This window comes from Putridiphycobacter roseus (assembly GCF_003234935.1).
Classification (GTDB): domain Bacteria; phylum Bacteroidota; class Bacteroidia; order Flavobacteriales_D; family Crocinitomicaceae; genus Putridiphycobacter; species Putridiphycobacter roseus.
This window is the reverse complement of record NZ_QKSB01000007.1, coordinates 1-23,637: the sequence shown is the minus strand read 5'-3', so window position 1 is coordinate 23,637 and position 23,637 is coordinate 1. Positions and strand designations below refer to the sequence as shown.

Below are 23,637 nucleotides of genomic sequence, written 5' to 3'. Positions count from 1 at the left end.
TTACTTATTGCTCACAATTACCTTTTTACTGGTTGTACTTTGTTTGTTATTACTTATTTTAATGATGTAGGTACCGACATCAAAATCACCAAGACTTATTTGGGTGATATTTGTTGCTTGCGCTAATGGATACGATTTAAGTAATTGACCTTGCATATTATAAATGCTGGCTTTGCCAATTGCATTCATGGCATGCTGAATGTTTAAAAATTCGCTGGTAGGGTTTGGATAAAAGTGGATTGCTGTCGCCACAATTTCGTCAATTTGCACATTTGTAATTGCCTGCTTTTCCTGAATTTTAATCACAGGTAAGTTAGACTGAAATTTCCCTAATTTCTGTAAATGATAACTCCCCAGTTCATCTGTTTTTAATAAGGTAGTACAGTCTACCCAATGATTTATTTTTCGATAGAAATAGGTATACCTTGTCGTATCTAAAAGGGTACTGTTAAGATACCAGTCAACGCCATATGTAGGCATAATATTCTCTGGAGTAAAGTATTCATCATTGTGAAAACGCCATTGAAATACTACATATTGGTTTGTTTCTATTTCGATAAAGAAAGTATCCTTTTTAATGGGATTAAAATTAGAAGGATATTCTTGGTAAAATGTAAATACGGTTTCTTCTATATTTAAGGTGTCAAATATGTTACCTAAAAAATAAATTGGTGCAAGCGTTCCGATAGTATCACTTTTATTGGCTATATAAACTAAAAACTTTCCATTATAATATCCACTACGATCATCCTGACTAAATATAGAATTTGCTTTAAAAGCAAACAGTATGATTAAAATTAAATAACGCATGTATTTTAATTTTTAGGTTCTATTTATTAACGTGTTGAAAAATAATTTATTGCATATCAACGCTGACAAGTCTTAATATATAAAACGCACACTCATCAAAGATGAGCGCGAGTGATAAGATTGAACTCGCGCTCGTTTAGCGCAGCGCAATGCGTGTGTTTTTCATTGTGACACGTCAACAAAGCATTTGCAATGCGGTTACTACAAATAGTACTTCTATTGGAACGTTTAGCATTTTACAATTGTTGTTTTCGTAAGCCAAATAACTGCTGTTGAGAAAGTCACGCACCTGTTTGACTATTAATAATGCGGACAAGCTTGAATTTATTAAAGTATGCACTCATTACAGATGAGCGCGGGTGAGATTCCATAGTTTATACCGCTTTAATAATAATGTGTATTTTTGACTTAGCTGGGCTTGCTTTTGGAATGGTCAGGCGATTCAAAACTAGATGAAATTTTTTTGGTCCTTAATATTGATATTTTGTTGTTTGCAACCACAGTTGTTTAGTCAGCAATCCGCACCTACATTTCAAACCGGACATTATTCCAAGGTCAACGAACTCCTTTTTCATCCCAATAACCAGCACCTGATCAGTTGTGGTGATGATGGAAAAATTATTGTTTGGGATATTCAATTGGGGCTGCAAAGGGCTGAAGTTTTAGGCCATAAAAACGGACTGAAAGACATTGATTTTTTGAACGATTCTGTGCTGATTAGTCTGGGTGCCGATAACGATCTAAAAACTTGGTCCCTTCCGAATTTACATCCTTTAAGTCAATTAAAAATTAAGACAGATTCATTGCAAGCTTTTGCGGTAATGGATGCGCATCAATTATGCCTGGTTGGTCGAAAAGTTCATTTTTACGATTTAAATACCAAGCGACTAAGACCCACAAACTACCAGTCAAAAAGTCTATTTAACAGTGTAGATTATAAACAATTGAACAATGAATTAGTGGTAACCGGACCACAGGACAATTATGCGGTTACCATCAATATAAACGAACCACTTCAGTTTTATAAATATTTTGTTGGCAACATACACAAAGCAGTTTACGGCGATAATTTATTGTTGATGGCAACCAATAAAGGGGGCTTGATTTATTATAGCCACGCCAGGGACAAAAAAAATGTTTTTACCCTCAACGACGATTTGAACTACGTGACCGATATGGCTACAAAAAATGGTGTTATTGCCATTGGAACCGCCTTCGGTTTTACCAGTATTTTAGATGTAAAAACCAATACCATTCATACAAGTATAGGTATGAACGGCGTTGCCATTGCTTCGCTTGCTTACAGTGATGATGGAAAATGGCTCGCCTTGGCAAATACCAAAGGAATTATTTACTTGTACGATACAGAAAACTATAAACTCAATAAAATATTAAAAGGAGCAGCGGCCAGTATTTTAGACTTAAAAGTTTTTGGTGATGACATATTAATCGGTTATTCTGATGGGGTAATTAGGTACATGAACTTGCCGAATAATCAACTTAAAAGTAATTCGATTAAATTGGATAAAGTGCAAGAACAAAACGGGGAGAATTATAGTATCCTATCGATTGACAGCATGCAAGCCAATGCCGTTTATTTTACCGTATTGAAAACAAATCGACACCACATCAAGACCAGCTTATTGAAAAAGGCTGAAAAAATGAAGGGGGTTTGGAATTTGAGGAACAATGAAATTATACTGTCCCGAAAGCTAAGAGATGCAGCCCTCAACAAACTAGTCAATAAAAATTTTAAAAGGCAGAAAGCTTTTGTTTATAGCGACTATTACCAGCATGGACAAAAGTATAGGTTTAAGGATGAGGTCTATACCCTCGACTCAAACAAGTATACATTCTATAAGGGTGAAGTTCAAAACAAAATTGAATATCCAATCAAGCACAGTGCGCCGATTACTGGGCTGAGGTATTTGTCGAATCATGAATTAATTCTCTCTTTTTCTCAGGATGGTAGCATTCGTTTTTGGAATAGAAATGGGGAATACCTTGCCGTTTTATACCTTGCTGGACAATACAGTTTTTTCTATTTAAATAAGGACAATTACTACTTTGCTTCCAAGGAGGTATTGGATCAAATTGGGTTTTTAAATAAGGACAAACTATATGGTTATGAACAATACGACCAATACTATAACCGACCAAATGAGGTGATGGAAGACTTGCGTTTTTTTGACAGTACGGACATTGTGGATTATAAAAAAGCTTATTTAAAACGATTAGAAAAATTGGGTGTATTGGTCAATACGCTCAATATTTCGGAGAAACTACCTGAAATTGTGGTCGACTATTTTGGGGATTATAGTACTAAAAAAGATACTGTAAATTTTTCCTTGACTATGGCCGATATAGATGGCCATATTAGTGCCTATGCTTATTTAATTAATGGCATTGAAAAAAGGTGTGAATTGAAAGATTCCAAACAGCATTATGTGCAGGAAATAAGTATAGTTTTAAGCGCTGGAATTAATCAAATAGAGTTTTATTGTATCAATGATAATGGGATTCGTTCCTTGCGTAAAAAGAAAATTATTACCTGCGAGAAAAGCTTTGAAAAACCAAACCTTTATCTCCTTTCTATTGGGATGAGTGATTATCTAAATAAAGATTTTAATCTCAAGTATGCGCAAAAGGATGCCACAGAAATTGCTGCCCTATTATCCGGAGGAAAAGCCTATGGTGAGGTCTTTAAAATGGAATTATACAACGCCGAATTTACCCTTGATACGCAACAATCCATTGCCAGTTTTTTACAAGCTGCAAATATCAATGATGTCATTTTGTTTTATTATGCCGGTCATGGCGTTTTAGACAGTGACTTTAATTATTATTTGGCAACCCATAACATGGATTTTGATGCACCGGGTAAGCTAGGGATGGCCTTTGATGATATAGAACAGCTTTTTGAAGGTTTGGCTTGTAGAAATAAGTTGATGATGATTGATGCCTGTTTTAGTGGAGAAATTGACAAGTCGAGTTTAAAGGCTAATAAAAATAATGTTGAGGGTTTGGATGAAATACAATTTAGGAGTGCACAAGCTGCTGCTTTTGATGGCAATGGTGACATGGGGATTTTTGAATTGTCGAAACTGGTGTTTGCCGATTTGAGGTTGAGTAAAGGCACCAATATTTTATCTTCTTCTTCGGGCATTGAATACGCTTTAGAGGGAGATAAGTGGGGCAATGGACTATTTACCTACGTACTCAAAAACGGACTCTTAAAAAAGGAGGCAGACCTTAATGACGATAAACAAATCCGCATTATGGAACTGCAGGTCTATTTGCGTGAAACAGTTGCTGTTTTATCGGAGGGAAATCAAAACCCTATTTTAAGAAAAGAAAATATTAAAAATAACTTTGTATTATGGTAAGGGTAATTGTTTTATCAATAATGGTTATGTTCTCGTTTATGGTTATTAGCCAGAACTTAAGTCTTGGTGTAGGCGGAAGGGCGAGTAGTCATTGGGTGGAGAATGACACGGCATTTAATTTTTACATACTCAGTACGAATGCCGACACTTTGGTATTGAATACGGAGCGGAATAGTGTGAGTTTAATCAATGGCCTTAGCTTTCCTATTTATGTGAGGTACACCGCCAAACAAAACTGGTGGGTGCAAGTTAATTATGGATATGAAACTTGGCGATTGGGAATTACTGGCACGACAACACCGACAAATTATGCCGTTGAAACGGCCTTGCAAGAAAAGTTAGATGGGAATACCTCTACAGGCGATATGGATGATGTCATTGAAGCTTACAGAGAAGATATATTGGATGAAAAAACGTATGATTTTGAAAGTTTTGAGCGCGTTCAATACAATCGTTTAACTTTTTCTTTCGGTTCCTCTTTAAATAAAAGGGGACTGGTAACTTTTTATTATGGAGCAGGGTTTGATTTGTATTCCCGCAGCACGCTTGAACCTTATCAAGGATTATTGTACGAGAAAAAAGAAGTGGCTTTAACACATCATATTTTGGAAGCCATGCCCAAGTTAAATGCCATGCTGTTTGCGCCTTTTTTTAACCTTGGTATTGAAAAACAAAACATCCGACTCGGGCTCGATTTTTCATTTTTTCCAAATCCAGTTTTTGGGCAACATAATGCGCTTAACGATAATATTTATGGTGGGAATCAAAGTACACAAGCGAATACAAATTCAAGTCAATTGGTTAGAAATATAGCTTCTGCCGGAGTGAGTTTAAACTATACTTTGTTCAATCAAAATTTTAACCAAGCCATTAGTGATGATAAAAAAAACGTGTTGGATCCACTGGTGATTGGTAGGTACCGCCAAAAACCAAAACTGATTCAATTTGGTGCTGCAATTAATTTCCCCAATTTTCACAATTCAGGATTGTCGATCATTGATGATTTTGAAACGAAAAACGAAGACATAAATTATGGGGACAGTTTGAAAAAGAAGGGTGATACCTACTTGTCTGGTGTGCTTTTTAACGAATCTACTAATGTTTTAGATTATTTGTACTTAGAAAAAGTAGATGATGAACAACGTGTAATTGATGATGAATTGCAGACTGTTGAGCTCGTTACAACTGTGTTTTTAGATTGGGGAAATATCAACTCCATTGTAAAGTCTCCAAAATTAAGCGCTTTTGTAAGGGTAAATCCCCATGAATTATTTTCAGTAGACCTTAACGTGGGTTATCAAAACCATACTTATGGTATTCGGGGATATGAAACAATTGCAGAAACCATTAATGACGAAACAACGGTTCAAACCAAGAAGGTATTTTATCAAGAGAACTTTCACGAAATATCCCTTGGACTAAATGCGTATACACAAATGCAAATCAATAATATCAGTCGCTTAGGTTTTCATGTGGGTATTAACTATAATTTATGGTTAAATGGTAGGTTTGATACAGAAGCAGGTGGGATTAATGACAGTGAATTGTTACAAGATTTCCATGATTATAACACGGGACAAGAAGATGGAGAGAACGATCCGAACTTTAATGAAGCAACGGAATGGAAAGGACTTTCAAACGCTGAGGATGCCGATAAAGCTGTTTTTACCAAGGCAGATTATTACAATTATAATTATTACAATAAGGCGGGAGCTGATAACTATTACACCGATTATTCACCTTATCTTTTTAGCACCATTGCTGCGAGAAGTTATTTCGAACTGCGCTTCGGAATCGATTATTACATTGAAAATTTAAAGTTCAATGTTTACGCCGAACGATCGCTAGGAAGAAATCAAACCATGTATAATAATTTATTCTCCGTGGGTATGGGTGTCGCCTTGTTTATGAATTAATAATGGTGCTACTACTATATCTGATTTTCTCTCCTCAAGGAAGACCAAAAGAGGTGATTTTTCAAAGCTAGTAATAAGTATATATCACCAAGTCCCAGCAGGGGCAAATAATAAGTCTGTAGGATTGTCTATTTCATATAGGTATCGGTGACTGATGGTTTCTTTTGTGCAGAATGGTTCAATCCGTCTGAGCATTTCTTCGTAACCAGATAAGGTCAAAGCGCAATAAAAAGTCTGACTATCCAAGGTGAAAATACCCTCGTCTTCTTTAAATAGTCCCATGATTAAATGGCAATTTCTAGGTGCAATGAAGTCGACTTCCGCTAAGTTTAATTTTGCCTTTTTTTCAATTACCACGGTTTGTATTAAATCCCGAAATAGTATGGCTTCTGCCATGTCGAAATTGTATAATCTGACCATGTTCTCGCCAAATTCATTGACATTATCTATAAAATCTAACTCCATGTTTTGTCTCGGTGATTGCGCAATAAAAGAAAGCAAAATTACGGAATAATTAGTCGGAACTTTTAAAGCAGCGTATTTTATTTAATTAAAGCGATTTTAAAATGTATTATGGTCGCTTGATCTCTTGAATATTACCTTGTTGAAAATGAACAATTTTACCTTTAATGATGGCGCTACCATAAATAATTTTATTTTCAAAATTGATCAATAAAGTAACATAGTCACCATAACCGGGTTCAAACCAAGAAACAAAGTGCTCATTTTTTCGAGTGAGCAGGTGGTTGTACTCAAATTTACCCCACCATTTGTCCGGATTTTTACCGCTTCTAAATTGGTAACTGAGGCCATCCGATTCAAATTTTACCGCATAGGTATTTCCTCCTGTATAAGTGTAAAGGATTTCCATGTCGGTAAGCTTATCGGGAAAGTTTTCCGTTTTTTCCGAACAAGACATTAAACCTAAAGCGACTGAAATTACTATAATTAAGTTTTTCATGACTTGGTAGTTTTTAGGATCATTGTCTTTTCATGCATCATGGTCCTCCATTTTATATTATGACTATTAAAGTATGAAAATTTATCCAATGAAGCAACAATATATTCGTGTTCAATGAACTATTTTTTTCTCTAAATACAGCATAAAAGACTATTTTTCCCCTTAGGGCATATTCTTCCGTGGCGTTTAACACAAAATTACCTGCTGCAATAAGGACTTTATCTTTATTACTTTTCTGGTAATTTGATACGAGAAATGTTTGCTTTATGGAATAATACATTGTGTCTTTCTCCTATAATAGCACTTCCATAAAGCGTCCTATCCTCTAAATTAATGAGTTGGGTGACATGGTCGCCATAGCCGTCTTCAAACCATGATAAAAAATGCTCTCCCTTGTCAGTGACTAAATACTCGTAGGGAAAAGGCCCCCACCATTTATCCGGACTTTTACCTTTTTTATATTGATAGTAAACGCCTTCGGCAGTATAGCGAATGGCAAATTCGACCCCGTGCTCGTAGGTGTATTGCATTTCAACGCCTTCTAAACGTTCGGGAGCATCAACCTTCCCTTTACAAGCGATAAATAATGGCAGTATGGCCAATAGAACTAATTTTTTCATTGCATTAAAATTAAACTGTTTATTGATTTTTAAAGTTTTCCATCATGGCGATAGGCGATAAATGTGCTCTTCCTGCTGCTTTTGAAAAGTCGGATGAAACATCATTTGCACCTTTCTGTATGCCCTCATAAATACCAGCAATTACAGTACCAATAAAGTCGCCTAATGCCGCTTTTCTTTCTGCAGCATAGGCTTCAACTGAAAGAGAGGTATAAGTTAAGTTTGTACCGAATACTTGATTGATGTCGTCAGCCAATTGTTGCTGGGTGATGCCTTCTCCTACTAAATTATAGGTTTGCCCATTGTGCTTATCTTCCAGCAACATTTTAGCATAAGCAAAACCTAATTCTTCACGACTGGTATAAGTACAAATTCCTGTTCCAGCGCAGTTTTTAATGCCCCCTTCTTTTACATAAGTGTCTATGTACTCTAAATCTGGTTCAATGTAAATGCCGTTTCTTCCAATTACCCAATCTAATCCTGAATTTTTGACATCCATTTCTGTTTGTCGGTTCGTTTGAACAATTGGACTGAAAGCGTTGTCTTTTTCTGCACCAACAATACTGGTGTAAACAATTTTCTTTACCCCATTGCTTTTTGCAGCTTCAATTACATTTCTATGTTGTTCAATTCTTTTGTCTGGTGCATCCATTCCCGACACTAATAATACAGCGTCAACTCCCTTTAAAGCAGCTTCAAAGTCTGGGCGACTGTTGTAATCTCCCTTTCTGACTTCAACGCCTAAATGTGTTGCTTTTTCAGTGGTGCGTGCAATGGCAATTACATTTTCCTTTCCGATTAATTGTACTAAGTTTTTTACGATTGAAGCGCCTAATTTTCCGCTTGCTGAGGTTACTGCTATTTTCATATGCTCTATGGATTCGTTGTTTTTATTTGATGGTACAAATCTCAGAAATATTCCACTGGGACTGTATATCAATCTTCGGTTAAAAATGGTAAATCTGCGCGATTACTTAAGATTTTTCAATCCATGGTAATTTGCCTTTATTATTTAGGTTCTATTGAGGATGTAATCAGCAAAATATGCTTTGCTATCCATAATTTTTCTTGCTAAACTGAAATCTGTATCTGCAATGATTTTTTGAATTAATTTATCATTGTATTTTCTTGAAATCTCTGTATGAATTTTTTCTCCCGCTTTAAATTGAAATGATTTACCAATTGCTTTTATCTCAACTGTTTGTTTGGTTGTACTGGTGATGAAGCTTTTTGCAATGCCTTCATCTTCATTGTATTCAGGTTGATGCTCGAATTGGTTTAGATTAAAATTTGCTTCCAATTGTTTATTAATTCTTTCCAATAAATTGATATTGAATGCCGCAGTAATTCCTTTACTATCGTTGTAAGCAGGTCCCACTATTTCTTTAGCTTTTATCAAATCTACCCCCAATAGTAATTTATCACCAGGATTGAGATTTGTCCCTAATTTGTAAATAAATTTCGTTGCTAATTCATCAGTCAGATTTCCTATGTTGGAGCCTAAAAACAGGATGATTTTTGGATTTTTATTGGCTTTTAAAGTATCCAATACTTCAAAATAATCTCCTTGTTGGGTTTTTACCGATAGGTCGGCTATTTCAGTTTTTAGATCTTGTTCCAGTAGCGCCAAAGCATTGGCTGAAATATCAATAGGAAAGTAGTCGAAATTATAGTTTTCATGGACTAGTTTTTTTAATAATTCTTTGGTTTTGGTGCCATCACCTGCTCCTAATTCTATTAATTCAAAATAGCTTCCTTTATTTAGGTCAAGTGCTTGGATTAATTCTTCTGTTTTATTTTTAAAGATATCTAACTCGCTTCGGGTTAAATAATATTCGGCCATATTCATTATTTCCACAAAAAGCGCGTCACCTTTTTTGTCGTAGAAATATTTCGACGGTAATGTTTTTGGGTTTGCTTCTAGCCCTTGCTGAACTTCTTTTTTGAATGTATTCATGTTATTTTTTTGCTAATCTAATTCCTGTGTATTGCCATCTTTCAACGGGGTTAAAAAAGTTTCGGTAAGTAGGTCGACTGTGATCTGGTGAGGTTGCCACAGATGCACCTCTCAATACCATTTTATTACTCATGAATTTGCCATTATATTCACCCACTGCACCATTTTCTTTTTCGAATTTTGGGTATGGCAAATAAGCACTATTGGTCCATTCCCATCTTTTTCCCCAATTCAATTGCTTTGAAGCTATTTCCCATTCAAATTCTGTTGGCAATCGCATGCCTTGCCATTCTGCAAAGGCAGTTGCTTCGTAATAATTAATATGGCAAAGTATAGCTTCTTTTTCTACTTTTTGCAATCCGGCGAGGGTATAATAGTGCCATTCTCCATCTATTTTGTGCCAATACATTGGTGAGTTAATTTCATTTTTATTGACCCAATTCCAGCCTTCGTCTAACCAAATATTAAAATCTGTGTAGCCTCCGTCTTCCATAAACGCCATGTAATCGCCATTGGTGACAAGGAAATTGTTGATGGTAAAATCGTCCACATACACTTTGTGCACTCCTAATTCATTGTCGTAACAAAACGCATCAGTTGGATGCCCAATTTCGTAAATTCCGGCATCAATTTTTAAGCTTTCTGTACTTTCGTTTTTGTCGTTAACTAAATTATAGGCTGAATTAAATTCAGGAAAAATGGGGTTGTGTCCCAGCATGTATTTTACATCTGTTTTTAATAATTCCTGATGCTGCTGCTCGTGATTTAGACCTAAAATTACTAAATCAATCTTTTTTTTGTCTGCTGTGCTTTGGAGAAATCCCATCATTTTTTCATCCACATATTTTCTGTATTCCAATACTTTATCGGTACTTGGACGCGACATATTTCCTCTGTTGTTTTGTAAAATCCTATCGCCTACATTATTGTAATAACTATTGAAAAGGTAATTAAAATGTACGTCAAACTCCTTGTAATCTGTTACATATTTTTTCAATAGAAATGTTTCAAAAAACCAGGTGGTATGTGCCAAATGCCATTTTGCGGGACTTGCAAATTGGACGACCTGAATGGCATAGTCTTCAATTTTTAAATGGTCACAAAAGGCCATTGTTTCTTGTCGTACTTGCTTGTATTTGTCTTTTATGGTCATCTTATTCTAAGCCTTTCTTTTCAGGGTTCCAAAACGGCTTTGTTTTTATTTGTTTGGTATTCCAGTTTAATTCTTTTCTAAAATATTGATTCAATGCAATACAAACACGACTATCTCCAGCAATGTAAACCATCTTGTTTCCTTTCATTTGGGGTACAATTTCTTTTACTTTTTTTAAGATGGTACTGATCGCGTTTTGTTCGAGTTCATAGTAATTAAAAGGTTTTGATCCATCTACATCAGCAAATATATCTTCTTTGCCTTGGCTGTAAATTATACTTTCAGTTTGTTTGTCTTTTGACAAGTGTCTGTTCAGTATGTATAAATGTGATAAGGCAGATAAATCGCCAATAAACAAATAACTATCCGCGGTTTTGTCTATAATAAAGTTTCCTTTTTTCCATTTGGAATAAACTGTTTCTCCTACTTTACAATTTTCAACCCATTGACTACCTACTCCTTTGCTTTCAGTGGCAATAGCAATATCAAAATAACCTTCCTTTTTATTGATGTCCCAAACGGAATAGCTCCTCACTTTATCTTTAGTGGATAAATCATCATTTCCCAGTCCAATGCCCAACCGCAAAAAATAGCCAGGTTTAAAGTCTGCTTTTTTTATGCTTTCATCCGATAACCTTATTTTATATACAGTCTCAGCTATTTTTTCTTTTTGGGTGATGATGACGGGATCCATTACCACCTTTTTAATAATCCCATTATTTTTTTGATTTAGATTTTTTTCTAGCCTTGCGCATTTCAAAGAATTTTTTCTTAACGGTCGGAATTCTTACGATAAAACCAAGACCTACGATTATTCCATAAATGAGCCAGGTTTTATCTAGTAAAATAATATGCAGTAGGCTCAATATTATGACGATATAAACTAAGCTTTGTAATTTTTTCCAATTGGCCTTTAAAATTGCCATAGACTTTCGATTTGAAGTCAATAACATTGGAATTAAGATTACAATGGCGATAAATCCTGCTATGTAATTTACTTGTGTAAAAGTTTCTAAAAATCCTTCTGCCCAAATAAATAGAATAAAGTGTAATAAGCTCCAGATTGCTGTTGCAATTCCCATGGCTTGTCTAACATATAAATTCGTGACACCAAAAATGATGAATATAGGCGTTAAAGTCAGTACTGCGGTCATCCACCGTATGGCAAATTCACCCGAAACATGATAAAGCATTTATAAGGTTGTTCTTTCGCTAGCTCCTTTCCCTTCAATAATTGCAAAACCATTTGAAAAATCAAAACTAATCATGCTAAATATGACCAGTAAAGGCAATGCTGCAAGTATTGCAACAATCATCCATCCGTAATTTTTCTTTATGAAATTCATTATTTATACATTGTATTATCGTTCAAAGATGCTTTGGGTACTTGTTGGATACTGTCCCAATGTTCTACTATTTTTCCGTTTTCGTTAAAACGAAAGAAATCCATAGTAACATATTCATCATTGCCTGGCCAAACTTGGTGTGTATGTAAAGCCACCAAATCTCCTTCGGAAATGGCACGGACAAATTCAATCGTTTTAACAGGATACTCTTGGTGCATTCTATTGAAATAATCAATAAATGATTGTGGACCATTTGCAACTAAAGGGTTATGCTGTATGTATTCATTTCCTACGTATTGTGCTACAGCTTTTGCTGGGTTTCCTTCGTATGCCATCTTATAAAAGTTGATGGCATTTTGTTTGTTTAGTTTGGTGTTCATTACGCTTATATTAAATGGGGTTTGTCTTATGCTATCTATGAATAGGTACTTTACTAGAATTTTTTGAAATAATGCAATTTCGCTTTTTGAAAATGCACTTTTTTTCCATGGACAAGGGCACTGCCTATGACGGTTTTCTTTTCTAAGTTGATTATTAAAGTTACAAAGTCTCCATTGCCTTTTTCATGCCATGATATGATGTGTTCATTGCCATCAGACAACATGTAATTATAAGGGTTTGGTCCCCACCATTTGTCTGGCTTCGACCCTGAACGGAATTGATACGTTAACCCTTCCTCGCTAAACCGGTTTACATATTCGTTGCCACCAGAGTAGGAGTAATTTAGTTCCATGCCAATTAGTTTGTCAGGATATTTTGTATGTGTTTCAGTTTTGTTCTGTCCGCATGCTAATAAAAGTAGGGTCAAAGGAAGTATCAGTAATAAATGTTTCATCTGTTAGTCAAAAAATGTTTATTTAGGTACAAATATCCTTGTTTTTCAGCTGCTATGAAAGGTGAATCTTAGGTGATAAATGGTTAATGTGCGCATGTCAGCTTTTTTATGATAGTCTATTGCAACCATTAATAACTTTTAGGTGAATAATGGAATCTTTTACAAAGCATAAAGCTTTATTTAAAATGAAGGGAAATTACAAATCTCATAAACCCCTTGAAATTAGGATAAAGTGGCTGGTATAATTTTTTTATTCCTCTTGTTTGGATTTTAGTTCTGCCAATTCCTTTTCTAACGCTTCTGCTTTTTCTTTGAATTTTTGCATTGCTTTTTTCAGTTGACCTACTTTTTTTAAAAGCATTTCATCTTGAAGGGCTTGATAGGTAATTACCCCTTTATTTTCTTTTATTGTTGATTTGCCGCCACAAGTGGGACAGTTTGCTACTTGACTCATATTGTTTTTATTTATTTTAAATTAGATTGTTTGATTAATGGTAAATGTGCACCTTGTTTTTTGATTGTAATTAACATTGCCTTTCCCCCAAATAATGATGTTATTTTGTACTTGCCAGGGTTAATATTTTTTAAAAATGTTTTAGATTCCGGCATGTCGGCATTGTCAACATAAATATTAGTTTCCTTTGTGAAATTGGGTTCTAGCATTTTAAATAATGGTAGGTATAGATTTTTCCATCCATCCAGGAGTAATAAATCGATTGGGTTGTTGTGTTTTTTTAAGGTTTCCATTGCGTCTCCGGTTCTCACTTCAATGAGATCACTGACTCCTGCTTTTTTAAAATTTAAAATGGCTTGTTCCGCTTTTGATGCCAGCAGTTCCGTGGTGATTATCTTGCCATTAGTTTTCATTGCTCCTCTAGCTAAAAAAAGTGTAGAAATTCCGAAAGAAGTGCCGAATTCAATAATGTTTTTAAATTTTTGGTTCACTATTAAATCTGTCAGGTATTCTCCCTGTTCCTGGTTGATGGAAAGATAAGCATCTTCAAAATCGCTTGGCTGCATGGACCTGCTCATACTTTTGGCTAGTCCCTTCATTATTTTTAGTTTGTCAAATCTGGCATGCTTGTACAATGCTCTAATGGTTGTATCAATCTGTTCTGTTTTACTGCTTATCATAGGTAGAATTTATTAATACGGCATGCCAATTCAATTGACATACCGTATTTTATGGTGGATTATTATTTATTTTAAATCAATCGTGAAAGAAGCCCCAGGTTGAAAATTAAATCCAGCTCCAACTTCAACAACAATGGATGTTTCACTGTCAATTCTTAAGTTAACGGCATCATTTGAACTTTCGAAACCATCAATTTTATGAGGTTCATCAAAAGTAAAATAGTATCTGTCGAATGTTCCTTCTTCCAATACTCTAAAGTTTGAATCCCAAAATGCGTCTTCACCTTTAATGCTTCAGGAAACTCAATGTCATCATTGGAGATGGTTGCTTTTACATCTAAAGCATCCTCAGCTAGTCCAAAGAATAAAGAATATGCTATTTCAGGTTGTGATACATCTTCAAAAGTATTCCTCACGGTTACTGTGCTGTCTTTTGAAATTTTCTTGCAGGATGCCAATACTATTAATCCGAATAATACCAAGCTTAATTGTTTTGCGTACTTCATAATTTTTTGCTTTTAAATTGTTTTTTTTGTTGGCACAAAGGTGTGGCAATTCAAAAAGTAAAAGCTTATCAAAATGAGGTCAAAAATGGTAAATGTGGGAATTATAGCAGTTGTTTGTTCCTAAAAGCTCTGGGGGTGATACCACTGTGTTTTTTAAAGAATTTTGTAAAGTTAGTTACTTCGTCAAAGCCCATGTCATAGGCTATTTCCTTTAAACTCTTATGGGTACTTACAATCTCTCTTTTGGCTTCGAGTAACACAAAATCATCAATAAAGTTTTTGGCAGTATTTATGGTAAATTCTTTTATCACTGTATTTAGATACTTGGTAGTGACAAACATTTTATCCGCGTAGTCTTTTACATTACGTGTCAAAGTATACTCGGTTTCTACTAAGTTTTTAAACTGTACAAAACTGTCGTGTAATTTAGGCTCCTTGATTTGAATGCCCTTTGCATTAGCGCTGCGTTCTAATTTTAATAAATACAGATCTAAATGTGCGGCAATGATGTTGTTTTGGGCGAAGGCATTCTTGCTTTTAAGTTCTGTACTCAAATTATCAATCAATTTTTTATTACCATCTTGGTCAAACGCAATTGGAGAGGATAGGTGATAATTGTATAAATGAGAGATGAGTTTAAAGGAAGATTTTGAAAAATAGTTGATCACAAACTCTTCTGTAAAAAGGATTAAATATCCTTCGTAAGTGGGGTCCTGCTGAAAGGCGTGTACTTGACCTTTGGCAATTTTAAGGACTGTTCCTGCTTTTAAATCGTATTCTTTTAAATCTATTTGATGCTTGCCGGTTCCCTTGGTGACTATCAAGAGGGCAAAAAAGTATATTCTGTGTGGTAACCTTGGGTCGTGGTCTTTAAAAGTATCTAATTTTTCAAACAATTTGGCAAGGTTTAGCAATTCAAAATCCTTGTTTTTTGCCTCACTTTGGAACGATATATTAGGTATTGCCTTCAATAATTGCTTTTTTCGAAAATTAAAGCTTTTTTTTGACTTCGGACATACCACCGTTCATAACAATTATTTTTCCTTGGTTTTAGAAAATACTTTCGCCAGCATAGTGACCAACACCAGGGAGCGTGAAGGAAGTTAGAATTATTTTTTTTAAGCCAATCCACATCTACTTGAACATCTACAATAGTTAAAATATCTCTTCCTAATTTGTTCATAACGAGTCACTATTACTGAAGGTTTGCAGTGTAGTCGGTGTTTTTATCGTCATTGGTAATGCCATAAACCTGACAAGCGGATGCAAGGGTCAATGGTTTCGCCTGTGTTTTTTAATTTTCATCAAATTTTAATTCCTTATTCTTCATTGCAGCCTGCCATTTGTATGGGAAAATCCCATGATCGTTCTCAGTAATGCTTTCCATGATGTCATGAACCCTATTTTGTATACCGATTGGCAGTTCGTAATATTTTTCGTCTACCTGGGTATTTCTTTCAAAGTCAAGCGTGCCGTTTTGATGTCTAATTGCGCTTTTAGTACCGTTGAAATAAACTAATATTTTTATTCTTCCATCTCCAGTATCATTCATTCCGTAGGTTCCGTAAACCATTATAGGGTCAACAATACCATCCCCATTGCAGTCTTTTAGCGCAAAGTATTTGGTCCAAAAAGAGATTGAATACTCTTCAGAAACGGCATTACCTTTGGATGATATAAAGTCTTTTAACTGCCATTCAGATTTGAATGATCCTTTCTCAAAGGTGTAGGCATATGCCTTTATGGTGTCAAAGCACGCTTCCATTTCATCACATTCAAATTGATTTTTAGTCATTACAAGGTAATGTTTTCCCAGTTTATCCTTGTATTCGTAAATGCGATAAATAGCATATTCTATTTGAAGCTTTTGCTTTAAACTATCTGTAAAAATCGAATCTACCTCTTGCTGATTCAGCTGTTTACTTGTAATTATCATGTCTTGGCTAAATCCAAGGTTGGTAAAGAGTAGCGTAATGAATATTGCTAAGGTTATTTTCATCTTGTTATAGCGTTTTTGTTCACCTAAAATTAGCCATTTACTTGGTTTACTCATCTTTAATTTGACAAACATTTTTTAAGTAGTTTATCCAATAATTGATTTCTAATGCTTTTAATGAACCCTGCCACCTTTCAATCTCAAAATTTAAATATAAGCGCGCATTTTTTTCAAAATATGCGTACAAAATTAAATTTGTTACAAAACTACGAGGTTTATCATTTATTGCGGCGAGCCAATAATGGTAGGATAGTGAATCAAAAACAATTTTTGGTAGTTCATTTTTTACCAAAATGATGTATTTCGCAGGCTTTATGGTATTACTATCTAAGTTATAATCTGATGAAATACGAAACAAAGACCAGTCCATATTTTCAATGGTAATTAGTGCTAAGGAGTCCTTCCAGTTTTCTTGAGCAATCAAATTCTTGGTAATAAAAAAGGATACAGCTATAATAAAAATATAAAATCTCATTTTTTTGTTTTAAAATTACACTCAATTTTTATTTCACAATCTTAGCTTCTATGTTGAAAAATAGGGTGCACATTAAATAAGGAGCGATAAATAATAGAAATGAATGATAAGAAATACCTGTGTAGCAAAGGAAACCTGCAAATATTGTCACTACAATTGCAAAAATATAAACAAATTTATGTAACCTTAATTTTAAGCTAATTTGGGTACTATAATCATTATTTGATTTAATTACACCGGTTACAATGGGAATAAATGAATTCCTTCCACTTTTTAAATACGTCGCATCTTAAAAGTTTCCTGGTCTCTAAAACCTTCGTAATTTCTAAATGAATTTTTAGAAAAGTTCATCCCTAAATCGGTGGTCCAAATCATGTGATAGGAAATGTATTACACAACAATTTACAAGGCCAAACTCCACCCTTTACAAGAAGTAATTAAATACTGGTCAATAAAATACAAAATGTTTATTATTTATTAGAAAAATTGTATGTTCCTACTTTTATTATAGAGTCAATTATGCATTTTGAAATATATGGTTGAAAATGTTTTCCATCTGGGTAATTGTATTCATTAGCAGTATATTCGTTTATTCCAGAAAAATCAAAAACTCTATCGCCAAATAATTCAACTAATTTTATTTGATCAGAAATATTAAACTTTTTTTGGTCATAAAGTGGTGTTATTACAAAATAATAATTGGTGGAATGTTTTTTTAAAAGTTCTCTTATTTTTATTAGCATACTTTTTTCAGAATCAGAAATTTGCTCTTCAAGATACTCTTCATGTAGCTGCCTATTAAAAAGTATATTGGATGACTTTAATGAGTCAATCTTTGCGCTTAATATTTCTGAATCATCATATAATGAGTAATTTAAAATTGTCTTTGGATCATTACAATTGTGATTTGGATCATTTGTTTTTAGGTCTGAATGCCAATTTGGAAAATCTGTACCGTCAATTTTAAAACCATATAATATTTTTAATTTTTTTAAAGTTAAATTACTATAAAAACTTGTAAAGTGAGTTTTTAAATAATTAAATTTTGATTGTTTTGATATTAAATAGTGATCTGAAATGTGGCTTTTCCCTTCTCCTTTAAAAGTGTAATCGGTATCAAGATATATTAATACATTTTCAATTTTATATCCTAATGAATCAATTAATTGAAGCTTATTATATATTCCACCTATTGTTTCATTCCAGTTTCCATAATGATAAAAAGATGAGTTCGGTATTGATTGATTCAAGTAACAAGCATAAATACCTGTAGTTCTGCTGCTTCCAAAAACAAATGAATTATATTCCTGCGTTGAGTTTATTAGTTTTTTTGTTGAGATGTCTCCAAGCTGTTGAAAAAAATATGTCCAAGAATAATTCTCTTTTTTACCGTAATCCAAATATGGATCTTTGATAAAATAAGGAACAATTATAAAAAGTAGAACAATGGTTGGAACTATAATAAATATTAATATGTTCCGTATAAAATTAGTCATAATTAAAATTGAAAATAAATAAACTCTTGTTCTTTCCCACTAAAAAGATAAATTAAAGCAATTAAAGCATAATACATTAAAAACCTAAGCGGGCGTTTCCACTTAACTCCTAAATTTTGTATTGCGAATTGTTGCTCCCTTCCCAACCATTCAATTAATACAAAAATCATTGTCAACAATATTATATTACTGGGTCGTATTTCTGGAATTGTAAACGTAGATAATGAAAATATCTCTGAAATATAACTAAAAGCATGATTGATATTTTCCGCTCTAAAAAATATCCAAGCGAAAACAGTCAACCCAAAAGTAAATAACATTAAAGCGAGTTCTTTTATACTTGGTAAAAATTTGCCTTGCGCAACTGTCTCTAAATTATTACGATTATTGTTAGTTAATAAAAGGGGTAAAAAGTAAATAGCATTCAATGCACCCCATACTATAAAAGTCCAATTAGCACCGTGCCAAAAGCCACTGACTATAAAAATAATAAATGTATTCCGCACTTTCATCCAAGTGCCACCACGACTTCCACCTAAAGGAATGTATAGATAATCTCGAAACCATGTAGAAAGCGATATATGCCAGCGCCTCCAAAATTCAGCTATATCCCTTGAAAAGTAAGGGAAATTAAAATTTCTCATTAAGTCAAAACCGAAAAGACGAGAAGTACCAATTGCTATATCCGAATAGCCAGAAAAATCACCATAAATTTGAAAAGTAAAAAATAAAGCACCAAGCACTAATGTACTACCGTTTAAATCACCAGAATTATTGAATATTTGGTTTGCATATTCTGCACAATTATCTGCAATAACTATTTTTTTAAATAAGCCCCAAAGTATTTGCCGCATTCCATCAACGGCTTTTGAATATTCAAAAACTCGCTTTTTATAGAATTGTGGTAGTAAATGGCTTGCTCGTTCAATTGGACCAGCAACTAATTGAGGAAAAAAACTAACAAAAGCCGAAAATGCAATAAAATCTTTTGTTGGTTCTAGTTTTCTTTTATATACATCAATTGTATAGCTCAATGTTTGAAAAGTATAAAAGCTTATTCCTACTGGCAAAATTATGTTAAGTGAATTTGCTTTTATGTTAGTCCCAAAGAAGGAAAAAGCAGCAATAAAATTGTCTAAAAAGAAGTTATAATATTTAAAGAAACCCAGAAACCCAAGATTAACTGCAATACTGGTCCATAATAAAATCTTTCTTTTCGTTTGATTTTCTACTACCCTTAGTTTTCGACCAATAAGATAGTCAACAATGGTACTGAAAAAAATAAGCGACAAAAATCTCCAGTCCCACCAACCGTAAAATATATAACTTGCCACAACTATTAAAAAATTTTGCAGTTTCAAATTATTGTTTGTCACAAACCAATATAGAATAAAAAATATAGGTAAGAATATTGCAAAATCGATTGAGTTAAAAAGCATAATTACTGTAGTTTCCTTAAAAAAAAGATATTAGCATTGGCATTTATCTTAACATAAAGCACAACGAATGAACATGATAAGTGAAAATAGTTTGCAGTCTGCCTTTAAATACATTAAAGGCAAATATATACATTTGATTTTATTTTTCAATTACTTAAAAAAAATTATACACTTACTAATGTTTTGATTTTATATAATACAATCTTTGGAACTAATACATCATCAATCAAGATATAATTGATTTTTATATTTGGCTTAACAATAAGTCATTTTTTCATTGAGTCCTCCTTCCCAGATGTCTATTTAGCCATCTATACCCCTATCTTTTATTTGATTTTTTCAAAGCATTCACTAAACCACCATTCACAGTCTCCTTTTTTACCCAGAAAACTTTTAAAAGCAGTTAAAATTCATTTTTTACCAAAATGATGTATTTCGCAGGCTTTATGGTATTACTATCTAAGTTATAATCTGATGAAATACGAAACAAAGACCAGTCCATATTTTCCATCAGTAGCTTGTGAATCATTCGCTACTAACATGTTGCTATTATAATAAATATAATGTACATTTTAAGTGTGTTCAAGCTCCTGAAAAAGCATAGTTTTTATAAGCTTGCCATTTGTTCTTTCACATTTTTACTTTATGTTTTCACAATATTTAAGAAAAAATAGGCGTTTATTATCCATGCGATCAAAAACATTTTTATTTCTTTTATTGTCATTTTTATTTTCAATAACACGTTCTTTTTCACAAGAAAAGAAGGAGGATAAGCTAAAATTTGGTGTCTTATTGGAGTCCAATTATTCTAAGCTGTATGCCAAAGGACTTACGCCATCTCTAACCCTTAAATACAAAAAAAATGAACTGAATATTGGCCCAAGAATTCCTTATTCACTGTTTGTAAATAATAATAAAAATATCAATATTTACGGTGTAGACTTAGTTTATAAAAGATATTTATTTGATTTTGAAAGAATACATTTATTTACAGGAATTCATTCTGAAATTATACAAACCCGTTTCAATGATACATGGTATTATGAGTATCAGCCGTTAATTTCTACACCTGCCACTGGTCTTTACCTTGGACCGGACCCTAAGAATGTTAGAAGTGAATTTAAAAAGTTAGATTTCACCCTTAATCTAATCGTAGGTATGGATTATAATTTGACTAAACATTTATACTTATCAACTTCATTCGGATTTGGATTCAGAGCCGATTCAAAATATTCCAATTATTTCAATTCAGATACAGGAGAATTATTTTACAATATTAATAATGAAATGCATGTCTACGCATTAAATTGGATAGGTTCCGCAGGAATTGGTTATAGGTTTGGAAAGTAAAACTAAGGTAGTTTATCAATGAAACAATTATTTCTAATATGTCTTTTGAAATTATAAAACTTTCACTAACATTTTTCACCATCCTGGCTGTCTTTCATAATGCAATTTTTTGTTGAGAATTGCCAACCTCAATTTTTCAAATGAAGGGTGTCTATCGATTAGTGAATCAACTGTAGCTGACATAGTCTCTAATTGCTTTTTTTTCAGGTGCACATTATAGGCCAATTCCAGCCCGACAGTTTTCATCAATTCATAGTTTTTTTTATCCACAGCATTTTCAAACAATATCCAATCTGCATCCAAGCGTGCTGCTTGCATTTTCCGCCCACGCCTGCGCCAATTAAAGCCTAAAATTCCTATGATTGTTGTAATGAGCATGGCTACTATAAATGTAATGCCTGTTTCGTCCATTATGGGTTTTTTGTTCACGTAAAATTAGCCATTTACTAGAATACTATCAAATATATTTAATGACTTATTAGTTGCTTTTTTTGTAATAAAGATAAATTATAGTATGCTACTTTATTTATTGGGAGTACGTTACTTTTTAAACTGCATTTTTTTTAGTAGTTTCGAGCATTAGGTTAAAATTTAAGTGTTTATGAAGTTTTTGGTTTTGTTCCTGTCGTTTTTTTTGTTAACGCATTCTTTCTGTCAATCAGATAATGGCTATTTTGCTAAAACGGCAGAGGTTGGCTCTTCAATAACTTATATTTGGAATGATTATAACAAACCAGCAGGAGATTTTCTATACAGTGAATTAACTTGGAATATAAATGTAAAAATGAAGCTCCATAATCGATTTTGGTTGGGAGTTCAAGCTGCGCCAATTTATGCTTGGATACGGGATATGGATCAAATTACCACAGAAAATTACCACTTATTTGGCCTAATAACACAGTTTGATATAGTGTCTAAAAAGAAGTTCCAATTATATGTAGATGGAATATTTAATCGATCTAATTTATTGATTTTAGAAGAGTACAATACGAAGCAAGCCGGAATTTATTACCTTGGTTTTGGTGCTGGGACTAACTTTTTGTTGAATAATAAAGGTAGACAGAATTTATTTTTGGAAATCGGATTTAATAATTCCTTTATTCTAAATAAAATTGAAAAGAAATCTTTCTACACGCAATATATTTTTGGCGTAAATTATCGATTCGGAAAAAAGTAAAAAAATTGCACTATTCGCATTTTCTAAAAGTAGAATTCCATAAGACAGAAAACAGTCCACGCAACACAATACCGCTATAATTTTGCATTTAAAAGTGCTATGGGTTACTGTGTTTTTTTAAAAAAAGTGGGCGAACAATTGAATGTAACGTTTAATATAAGAAACGTAGGGTAGCGGTTAGCAGTTCGTTTTAGGTTTCTTCTAGTCAAATATAAACATTTTATAATTTAAAAGCTTCGCAATCTCTTGCGAAGCCATTAAAATCAATCCAATAAAATTTTTTTGAGCCAACTTAAGTTTTTGACCTACTTAAGCCTTATTCTCTTTTGCTACGTTCTGGTTTTGGTGCATTTTCATATTCGGTTTCCGAAATAAAACCATCTTTGTCGGTGTCTATTTTATCAAAATTATCTTTTAGACGTCCTTTAACTTCGTCTTTTGAGATTTTGCCGTCTTCATTAGCATCTAATTTTTCTAAAAGCTCACTAAATGTTGATGGTTTTGCTCCTCTTTCTTTTTTTGACGATTGTGCATTTGCACTAAACGCGAATAATAATGTTATCATTACAATTCCTGTTTTAATCTTTTTACTATTCATCTTCTTTAAGTTTTAAATAATTAATATTTGTTCTTGTTAATCCTTAACGCTATTAAGCGTTATAGGTTAAATCTATTCATATTATTCGTAACATAAAAAGCAAATCGACACTTCCCCAAATTGTATCTACCAACACAATTATTTTATAGATATTAACTTTTAATCATGCTTAGAATTTAAAATAAAAAAAAGGCATACTATAAATAGTACACCTCATTCAGCTATTAATCTAGGGGTCACTCTTTCTATTTTAATCACGTTGTCAAGACTGATAACGAATTTCTCAACCATATTTTTCGTACTTCTGAAATCTTTTTGAAGAACAATACCACTCTTTACAGAATTAAGAAATTTGACTTTATGTCCAACTAAGTTTTTATTCATTGTGGGTGGCTTAATTGTGACTAACGCCTGGCTATGTTTCTGTTTGCTTTACTTAGCACAAATGTAATTAGATAACCGCCAAGACATTGTTTAGCTAA

The 23,637-nt window shown here is 33.3% G+C and carries 26 protein-coding genes; 4 read left to right on the top strand and 22 right to left on the bottom strand.

Annotation, left to right across the window (positions count from 1 at the left end):
• Window positions 1-810: a T9SS type A sorting domain-containing protein gene (locus DNU06_RS11810; protein WP_111063551.1), complete on the bottom strand. Its 810-nt coding sequence runs from the start codon at window positions 808-810 to the stop codon at window positions 1-3.
• A gap of 452 nt (window positions 811-1,262) precedes the next feature.
• On the opposite strand from DNU06_RS11810, the gene DNU06_RS11805 reads away from it, so the two are divergent.
• Complete coding sequence (locus DNU06_RS11805; protein ID WP_111063550.1) at window positions 1,263-4,196, top strand: caspase family protein; 2,934 nt, start codon at window positions 1,263-1,265, stop codon at window positions 4,194-4,196.
• Entirely contained in the window at window positions 4,190-6,112 is a 1,923-nt protein-coding gene (locus DNU06_RS11800) for a hypothetical protein (protein WP_111063549.1), read from the top strand. The genes DNU06_RS11805 and DNU06_RS11800 overlap by 7 nt, the downstream gene beginning before the upstream one ends.
• 84 nt (window positions 6,113-6,196) lie before the next feature.
• Here DNU06_RS11800 and DNU06_RS11795 read toward each other — a convergent pair whose 3' ends face one another.
• The 19 genes from DNU06_RS11795 to DNU06_RS11710 all read right to left on the bottom strand — a co-directional run bounded on the left by DNU06_RS11795 (window position 6,197) and on the right by DNU06_RS11710 (window position 20,030).
• The gene (locus DNU06_RS11795; RefSeq protein ID WP_111063548.1) at window positions 6,197-6,577 is read right to left on the bottom strand and encodes a hypothetical protein; all 381 of its coding nucleotides are present in this window, start codon (window positions 6,575-6,577) and stop codon (window positions 6,197-6,199) included.
• Between the two features lie 106 nt (window positions 6,578-6,683).
• Window positions 6,684-7,073, bottom strand: a complete 390-nt coding sequence (locus DNU06_RS11790) for a hypothetical protein (RefSeq protein ID WP_146239228.1) — start codon at window positions 7,071-7,073, stop codon at window positions 6,684-6,686.
• Window positions 7,074-7,300: 227 nt separating this feature from the next.
• Complete coding sequence (locus tag DNU06_RS11785; RefSeq protein WP_111063546.1) at window positions 7,301-7,693, bottom strand: hypothetical protein; 393 nt, start codon at window positions 7,691-7,693, stop codon at window positions 7,301-7,303.
• 19 nt (window positions 7,694-7,712) lie between these two features.
• A complete protein-coding gene (locus DNU06_RS11780; protein WP_111063545.1) occupies window positions 7,713-8,561 on the bottom strand; it encodes an SDR family oxidoreductase in 849 nt (282 codons plus the stop codon).
• Window positions 8,562-8,705: 144 nt separating this feature from the next.
• The gene (locus DNU06_RS11775) at window positions 8,706-9,650 is read right to left on the bottom strand and encodes an L-histidine N(alpha)-methyltransferase (RefSeq protein ID WP_111063544.1); all 945 of its coding nucleotides are present in this window, start codon (window positions 9,648-9,650) and stop codon (window positions 8,706-8,708) included.
• 1 nt (window position 9,651) lies between these two features.
• On the bottom strand, window positions 9,652-10,803 hold the full coding sequence (egtB, locus tag DNU06_RS11770; RefSeq protein WP_111063543.1) for an ergothioneine biosynthesis protein EgtB: 1,152 nt from the start codon (window positions 10,801-10,803) through the stop codon (window positions 9,652-9,654).
• Window position 10,804: 1 nt separating this feature from the next.
• Window positions 10,805-11,497: an SIP domain-containing protein gene (locus DNU06_RS11765; RefSeq protein ID WP_111063742.1), complete on the bottom strand. Its 693-nt coding sequence runs from the start codon at window positions 11,495-11,497 to the stop codon at window positions 10,805-10,807.
• Between the two features lie 22 nt (window positions 11,498-11,519).
• Window positions 11,520-11,996, bottom strand: coding sequence for a ferric reductase-like transmembrane domain-containing protein (locus DNU06_RS11760; protein ID WP_199399024.1), 477 nt, complete (start codon window positions 11,994-11,996; stop codon window positions 11,520-11,522).
• On the bottom strand, window positions 11,997-12,149 hold the full coding sequence (locus DNU06_RS17950) for a hypothetical protein (RefSeq protein ID WP_199399023.1): 153 nt from the start codon (window positions 12,147-12,149) through the stop codon (window positions 11,997-11,999).
• Window positions 12,149-12,529 (bottom strand): nuclear transport factor 2 family protein, encoded by a 381-nt coding sequence (locus DNU06_RS11755; protein WP_111063542.1) that lies wholly within the window; start codon window positions 12,527-12,529, stop codon window positions 12,149-12,151. The genes DNU06_RS17950 and DNU06_RS11755 overlap by 1 nt, the downstream gene beginning before the upstream one ends.
• Window positions 12,530-12,582: 53 nt before the next feature.
• A complete protein-coding gene (locus tag DNU06_RS11750; protein ID WP_111063541.1) occupies window positions 12,583-12,984 on the bottom strand; it encodes a hypothetical protein in 402 nt (133 codons plus the stop codon).
• Between the two features lie 250 nt (window positions 12,985-13,234).
• Window positions 13,235-13,438: a hypothetical protein gene (locus DNU06_RS11745; RefSeq protein WP_111063540.1), complete on the bottom strand. Its 204-nt coding sequence runs from the start codon at window positions 13,436-13,438 to the stop codon at window positions 13,235-13,237.
• Window positions 13,439-13,449: 11 nt separating this feature from the next.
• Window positions 13,450-14,118, bottom strand: coding sequence for an O-methyltransferase (locus DNU06_RS11740; RefSeq protein WP_111063539.1), 669 nt, complete (start codon window positions 14,116-14,118; stop codon window positions 13,450-13,452).
• Between the two features lie 155 nt (window positions 14,119-14,273).
• Window positions 14,274-14,624, bottom strand: coding sequence for a hypothetical protein (locus tag DNU06_RS11735; RefSeq protein WP_111063538.1), 351 nt, complete (start codon window positions 14,622-14,624; stop codon window positions 14,274-14,276).
• Window positions 14,625-14,725: 101 nt separating this feature from the next.
• Window positions 14,726-15,595: an AraC family transcriptional regulator gene (locus DNU06_RS11730; protein WP_111063740.1), complete on the bottom strand. Its 870-nt coding sequence runs from the start codon at window positions 15,593-15,595 to the stop codon at window positions 14,726-14,728.
• Window positions 15,596-15,918: 323 nt separating this feature from the next.
• Window positions 15,919-16,623: a M949_RS01915 family surface polysaccharide biosynthesis protein gene (locus tag DNU06_RS11725; protein WP_146239227.1), complete on the bottom strand. Its 705-nt coding sequence runs from the start codon at window positions 16,621-16,623 to the stop codon at window positions 15,919-15,921.
• A 46-nt stretch (window positions 16,624-16,669) separates the two neighbouring features.
• Complete coding sequence (locus tag DNU06_RS11720; RefSeq protein ID WP_111063536.1) at window positions 16,670-17,095, bottom strand: hypothetical protein; 426 nt, start codon at window positions 17,093-17,095, stop codon at window positions 16,670-16,672.
• A gap of 470 nt (window positions 17,096-17,565) precedes the next feature.
• A complete protein-coding gene (locus tag DNU06_RS11715; RefSeq protein ID WP_111063535.1) occupies window positions 17,566-18,591 on the bottom strand; it encodes a hypothetical protein in 1,026 nt (341 codons plus the stop codon).
• A 2-nt stretch (window positions 18,592-18,593) separates the two neighbouring features.
• Window positions 18,594-20,030 (bottom strand): MBOAT family O-acyltransferase, encoded by a 1,437-nt coding sequence (locus DNU06_RS11710; protein ID WP_111063534.1) that lies wholly within the window; start codon window positions 20,028-20,030, stop codon window positions 18,594-18,596.
• A 687-nt stretch (window positions 20,031-20,717) separates the two neighbouring features.
• Between DNU06_RS11710 and DNU06_RS11705 the strand changes: the two genes are divergently transcribed.
• Window positions 20,718-21,380, top strand: coding sequence for a hypothetical protein (locus DNU06_RS11705; RefSeq protein ID WP_146239226.1), 663 nt, complete (start codon window positions 20,718-20,720; stop codon window positions 21,378-21,380).
• Window positions 21,381-21,455: 75 nt separating this feature from the next.
• Here the strand turns inward: DNU06_RS11705 and DNU06_RS11700 are convergent, their stop codons facing one another.
• Complete coding sequence (locus DNU06_RS11700; protein ID WP_111063532.1) at window positions 21,456-21,791, bottom strand: hypothetical protein; 336 nt, start codon at window positions 21,789-21,791, stop codon at window positions 21,456-21,458.
• A 190-nt stretch (window positions 21,792-21,981) separates the two neighbouring features.
• On the opposite strand from DNU06_RS11700, the gene DNU06_RS11695 reads away from it, so the two are divergent.
• Entirely contained in the window at window positions 21,982-22,557 is a 576-nt protein-coding gene (locus DNU06_RS11695; protein WP_111063531.1) for a hypothetical protein, read from the top strand.
• Between the two features lie 316 nt (window positions 22,558-22,873).
• Here DNU06_RS11695 and DNU06_RS11690 read toward each other — a convergent pair whose 3' ends face one another.
• Complete coding sequence (locus DNU06_RS11690; protein ID WP_199399021.1) at window positions 22,874-23,155, bottom strand: CREC-EF hand family protein; 282 nt, start codon at window positions 23,153-23,155, stop codon at window positions 22,874-22,876.
• Between the last annotated feature and the right edge of the window lie 482 nt (window positions 23,156-23,637).

What these genes read in the sequence shown, in the direction of transcription:
- DNU06_RS11710 (WP_111063534.1), bottom strand. Translation starts at nt 20,030, where the DNA reads ATGCTTTTTAACTCAATCGATTTTGCAATATTCTTACCTATATTTTTT.
- DNU06_RS17950 (WP_199399023.1), bottom strand. Translation starts at nt 12,149, where the DNA reads ATGAATTTCATAAAGAAAAATTACGGATGGATGATTGTTGCAATACTT.
- DNU06_RS11805 (WP_111063550.1), top strand. Translation starts at nt 1,263, where the DNA reads ATGAAATTTTTTTGGTCCTTAATATTGATATTTTGTTGTTTGCAACCA.
- DNU06_RS11740 (WP_111063539.1), bottom strand. Translation starts at nt 14,118, where the DNA reads ATGATAAGCAGTAAAACAGAACAGATTGATACAACCATTAGAGCATTG.
- DNU06_RS11765 (WP_111063742.1), bottom strand. Translation starts at nt 11,497, where the DNA reads ATGGATCCCGTCATCATCACCCAAAAAGAAAAAATAGCTGAGACTGTA.
- DNU06_RS11775 (WP_111063544.1), bottom strand. Translation starts at nt 9,650, where the DNA reads ATGAATACATTCAAAAAAGAAGTTCAGCAAGGGCTAGAAGCAAACCCA.
- DNU06_RS11715 (WP_111063535.1), bottom strand. Translation starts at nt 18,591, where the DNA reads ATGACTAATTTTATACGGAACATATTAATATTTATTATAGTTCCAACC.
- egtB (WP_111063543.1), bottom strand. Translation starts at nt 10,803, where the DNA reads ATGACCATAAAAGACAAATACAAGCAAGTACGACAAGAAACAATGGCC.
- DNU06_RS11800 (WP_111063549.1), top strand. Translation starts at nt 4,190, where the DNA reads ATGGTAAGGGTAATTGTTTTATCAATAATGGTTATGTTCTCGTTTATG.
- DNU06_RS11760 (WP_199399024.1), bottom strand. Translation starts at nt 11,996, where the DNA reads ATGCTTTATCATGTTTCGGGTGAATTTGCCATACGGTGGATGACCGCA.
- DNU06_RS11750 (WP_111063541.1), bottom strand. Translation starts at nt 12,984, where the DNA reads ATGAAACATTTATTACTGATACTTCCTTTGACCCTACTTTTATTAGCA.
- DNU06_RS11725 (WP_146239227.1), bottom strand. Translation starts at nt 16,623, where the DNA reads ATGAAAATAACCTTAGCAATATTCATTACGCTACTCTTTACCAACCTT.
- DNU06_RS11810 (WP_111063551.1), bottom strand. Translation starts at nt 810, where the DNA reads ATGCGTTATTTAATTTTAATCATACTGTTTGCTTTTAAAGCAAATTCT.
- DNU06_RS11780 (WP_111063545.1), bottom strand. Translation starts at nt 8,561, where the DNA reads ATGAAAATAGCAGTAACCTCAGCAAGCGGAAAATTAGGCGCTTCAATC.
- DNU06_RS11700 (WP_111063532.1), bottom strand. Translation starts at nt 21,791, where the DNA reads ATGGACGAAACAGGCATTACATTTATAGTAGCCATGCTCATTACAACA.
- DNU06_RS11720 (WP_111063536.1), bottom strand. Translation starts at nt 17,095, where the DNA reads ATGAGATTTTATATTTTTATTATAGCTGTATCCTTTTTTATTACCAAG.
- DNU06_RS11785 (WP_111063546.1), bottom strand. Translation starts at nt 7,693, where the DNA reads ATGAAAAAATTAGTTCTATTGGCCATACTGCCATTATTTATCGCTTGT.
- DNU06_RS11695 (WP_111063531.1), top strand. Translation starts at nt 21,982, where the DNA reads ATGAAGTTTTTGGTTTTGTTCCTGTCGTTTTTTTTGTTAACGCATTCT.
- DNU06_RS11690 (WP_199399021.1), bottom strand. Translation starts at nt 23,155, where the DNA reads ATGAATAGTAAAAAGATTAAAACAGGAATTGTAATGATAACATTATTA.
- DNU06_RS11755 (WP_111063542.1), bottom strand. Translation starts at nt 12,529, where the DNA reads ATGAACACCAAACTAAACAAACAAAATGCCATCAACTTTTATAAGATG.
- DNU06_RS11795 (WP_111063548.1), bottom strand. Translation starts at nt 6,577, where the DNA reads ATGGAGTTAGATTTTATAGATAATGTCAATGAATTTGGCGAGAACATG.
- DNU06_RS11735 (WP_111063538.1), bottom strand. Translation starts at nt 14,624, where the DNA reads ATGAAGTACGCAAAACAATTAAGCTTGGTATTATTCGGATTAATAGTA.
- DNU06_RS11790 (WP_146239228.1), bottom strand. Translation starts at nt 7,073, where the DNA reads ATGAAAAACTTAATTATAGTAATTTCAGTCGCTTTAGGTTTAATGTCT.
- DNU06_RS11745 (WP_111063540.1), bottom strand. Translation starts at nt 13,438, where the DNA reads ATGAGTCAAGTAGCAAACTGTCCCACTTGTGGCGGCAAATCAACAATA.
- DNU06_RS11705 (WP_146239226.1), top strand. Translation starts at nt 20,718, where the DNA reads ATGCGATCAAAAACATTTTTATTTCTTTTATTGTCATTTTTATTTTCA.